Source organism: Streptomyces sp. NPDC058291 (genome assembly GCF_042880855.1).
In the GTDB taxonomy this organism is placed as follows: domain Bacteria; phylum Actinomycetota; class Actinomycetes; order Streptomycetales; family Streptomycetaceae; genus Streptomyces.
The window spans coordinates 53334-56612 of record NZ_JBHVYK010000051.1 but is presented as its reverse complement, the minus strand read 5'-3'; the positions used below and the strand labels follow the sequence as shown (position 1 = coordinate 56612).

General features: G+C 72.7%; 3 protein-coding genes. 2 read left to right on the top strand and 1 reads right to left on the bottom strand.

From position 1 onward, the window contains the following. Positions 1 to 166: 166 nt before the first annotated feature. Both ACFVYK_RS24285 and ACFVYK_RS24280 read left to right on the top strand, forming a co-directional pair. Positions 167 to 703, top strand: coding sequence for a cysteine hydrolase family protein (locus ACFVYK_RS24285; protein WP_389777579.1), 537 nt, complete (start codon positions 167 to 169; stop codon positions 701 to 703). 181 nt (positions 704 to 884) lie between these two features. After that, entirely contained in the window at positions 885 to 2312 is a 1428-nt protein-coding gene (locus ACFVYK_RS24280; protein WP_389777576.1) for an alkaline phosphatase family protein, read from the top strand. A gap of 165 nt (positions 2313 to 2477) precedes the next feature. Here the strand turns inward: ACFVYK_RS24280 and ACFVYK_RS24275 are convergent, their stop codons facing one another. After that, positions 2478 to 3026 carry a cupin domain-containing protein gene (locus tag ACFVYK_RS24275; protein ID WP_389777574.1) on the bottom strand — a complete coding sequence of 183 codons (549 nt, stop codon included), beginning with the start codon at positions 3024 to 3026 and terminating at the stop codon, positions 2478 to 2480. Positions 3027 to 3279 lie beyond the last annotated feature (253 nt).

The following is a 3279-nucleotide window of genomic DNA, read 5'->3' as shown; positions in this document are numbered from 1 at the left end:
TTTTTGTGGTGTTCCGCTGGGCGTCGCGGGCCGTGCGCGATCCCCCCGCCGGCGCCCCCCGCGGGGTCCCGGGCGGGGGGTGTGGTGAAACCCCCCCCCGCCCGCTTCCTGAAGCGGACGAGTGATGTGACGTCATATCCGGCTCCGACTGGGAACCCATAGCGGCATGGGCAAGACCGCGCTGATCGTCATCGACATGATCAACACCTACGACCACCCCGACGCCGACCTGCTCCTGCCGTCGGCCCGCAGGGTGGTACCGGTGGCCGCCGGTCTCCTCGACCGGGCCCGCCGCGCCGACGTCCCCGTCGTCTACGTCAACGACAACTTCGGCCAGTGGCGCTCCCACCACGGCGAACTCCTCGACAAGGCCCTGGCGGGCCCGCACGCCGACCTCGTCGACCCGCTGCGCCCCGACGAGTCGTCGCAGTTCGTCGTCAAGGCACGGCATTCGGTCTTCTTCGAGACCCCGCTGTCGTACCTCCTCGACCAGGAGAGCATCGACCACCTCGTCCTGTGCGGGCAGGTCACCGAACAGTGCGTGCTGTACTCGGCCCTCGACGCCCACATCCGGCACTTCGACGTGACCGTCCCCCGCGACGCCGTCGCCCACATCCACGCCGATCTCGCGGACGCCGCCCTGAAGATGATGGAACGCAACATGGGTGCCCGCGTGTGCGACAGCGGCGACGTGTGGACGTGAACCGCCCTACGCCGCAGCAGTCCTGACGAGCGGTCACCGCCGCCCGCGACACGGCCGGCGCGACGCCGGACGGACGGCCTCCGATTCCCCGGCCCGGGCGGAGAGCGAACGGTAATCCGCCGGTGCGGGCACGGGCCGGACTCCCATTCGGTTCCTCCGCTCAGCAAGGGGCGCGACACACATGGCCGAGTTGACCCGCCGCAGACTTCTGGGCTCGGCCGCGGGCGTGCTGGGCGCCGCGGCCGCTCTCTCCCTCCTCCCGCCGAGCGTCCGTAAGGCCGTCGCGGCCGGACAGCCCCGCCGCGGCTCGCTCGACGACGTCGAACACGTCGTCCTGCTGATGCAGGAGAACCGTTCGTTCGACCACTACTTCGGCACCCTGTCCGGGGTGCGGGGCTTCGCCGACCCCCGAGCGCTCACCCTGGACAGCGGGCGCTCGGTCTTCTATCAGCCCGACACCGAGAACCCGAGGGGCTACCTCCTCCCCTTCCACCTGGACACCCACACCTCCAGCGCCCAGGCCATCCCGTCCACCAGCCACGCCTGGTCGGTGCAGCACGACGCGTGGAACGGCGGCCGGATGGACCGCTGGCTGCCGGCCCACCGCACGGCCGACGGCGCCGACGGTCCCTACGTGATGGGGTATTACACGCGCGAGGACATCCCGTTCCAGTTCGCGCTCGCCGAGACCTTCACCGTCTGCGACCACTACTTCTGCTCGGTCCTCGGCCCGACCTGGCCCAACCGGCTGATGTGGATGACCGGCAGCATCGACCCGGACGGCGGACAGGGCGGCCCGGTCATCCGCAACTCCGCGCCCACTCCGTTCAGCTGGACGACGTACGCCGAGCGGCTGCAGGCGGCCGGGGTGAGCTGGAAGGTGTACCAGCAGGAGGACGACTACGGCTGCAACCTGCTGGAACAGTTCTCCGCGTTCCGGGACGCGCTGCCCGGCTCCGACCTGTACGAGCGGGGGGTGCGGCCGCAGCCCGAAGGCGCCTTCGAGGACGACGCCCGCAACGACCGGCTGCCGACGGTGTCCTGGATCATCCCGCCCGGCCACCAGTCGGAGCACCCCGACTTCCTGCCGGCCGCCGGCGCGGACTTCGTGGCCTCCAAGATCGAGGCCGTCGCGGCGAACCCGGCGGTGTGGGCCAAGACCGCCTTCATCCTCAACTACGACGAGAACGACGGCCTGTTCGACCATGTGCCGCCGCCGACCCCGCCGGCCGGCACGCCGGGCGAGTTCGTCGAGGACCTGCCGGTCGGCGCGGGCTTCCGGGTGCCCGCGATCATCGTCTCGCCCTGGACCGTGGGCGGCTGGGTCGCCTCCGAGGCCTTCGACCACACCTCCGCCCTGCGCTTCCTCGAAAGGCTCACCGGGGTCGAGGAACCCAACATCAGCGCCTGGCGGCGCGGCGCCTTCGGCGACCTCACCTCCGCCTTCCGCTTCGCGGCCGCCCAGCCGCTCGCGCCGGCCCTGCCCGACGACACTGCCGAGCAGCTGCTCCGAGCGCAGGAGGAGGTCGCGACGCTGCCCAGGCCGACGCTGCCGGGCGTCGAGCAGACGTTCCCCACCCAGGAGCCCGGCCGTCGGCCGCAGACCTGAGAGGGGCGGCGCCGCCGGCCCCGGCCACCGCGGCGACCCGCCGGCTGCCTGCGCGCCAGGGCCCGCGGCGGCTCGGGCGGCTGCACGCCGACCCGTCGGTGCGGGCCCTGGCCGCCGACGCCTCGCACGTGTTCCTCGCCGGACGTCCGGGGCCCACCGGGCAGGTCAGCCGCGGGTGACGGCGTCCGGAGGGTCTGCGCGCGTAGACAGCGCAGTGTCGGGCGGAAGGAAGAACAGGGCGCAGATACGCAGGGGGTGCGGTTCCCGGTTCTCCGCCATGTGCACGCCCTGCGGACCGACCGGCTCGACGATGCACCCGCCGACGGGCGTCACACACTCGGAACCGTCCGACAAGGTCCGCGTCAGGACACCCGCCGTCACCACGGCCACGACCCGTCCCTCGTGGTAGTGCCAGGGCAGCGACCCGCCCGGCGGAATCTCGTACTCCGTCACGACGACCCGGGCGCCCTGCGGCACGGCCAGCGCGAGCCGCTCGGTGAGGAAGCCGTCGGCGAGCAGAACCGGCCCGGGTTCGGCGCGAGGACCGGGCTCCTGGGAGCGCCCGGGTTCGGCGGCGGGCCTGGGGGCCGCGGGCGGCCGGCGGGCCGCGCGGCGGTCGCTGGGGAGGAGGGAGGCGGGGGAGCCGGGTCCGGTCGGGCCCACCGGGCGGCGTAACCCCGCCGGAGTCATGTGCCGCTGGTCAGTGCGTTCCACAGGGGCGACATTAGACCACCCGCGTCACGGTGGGGTGACCGGCCGTCAGGCATCGTGCCGGCCGCGCCCGCGCTCCCCGGTCCGACATGTGAGGTAGACGGCCTGCGCGGGAGTAAGCCTCCGAGGCCGTCTTTGCGTCCTCCTCAACGTGACTCGCACGAAACATCGCGCGACGAGTGTGTGGGAGAGACCTTGAGCATCCTGCGTCCCGAAGTGGAACGGCCACGCGACCGCGCCCGCGACGACCGCGCCG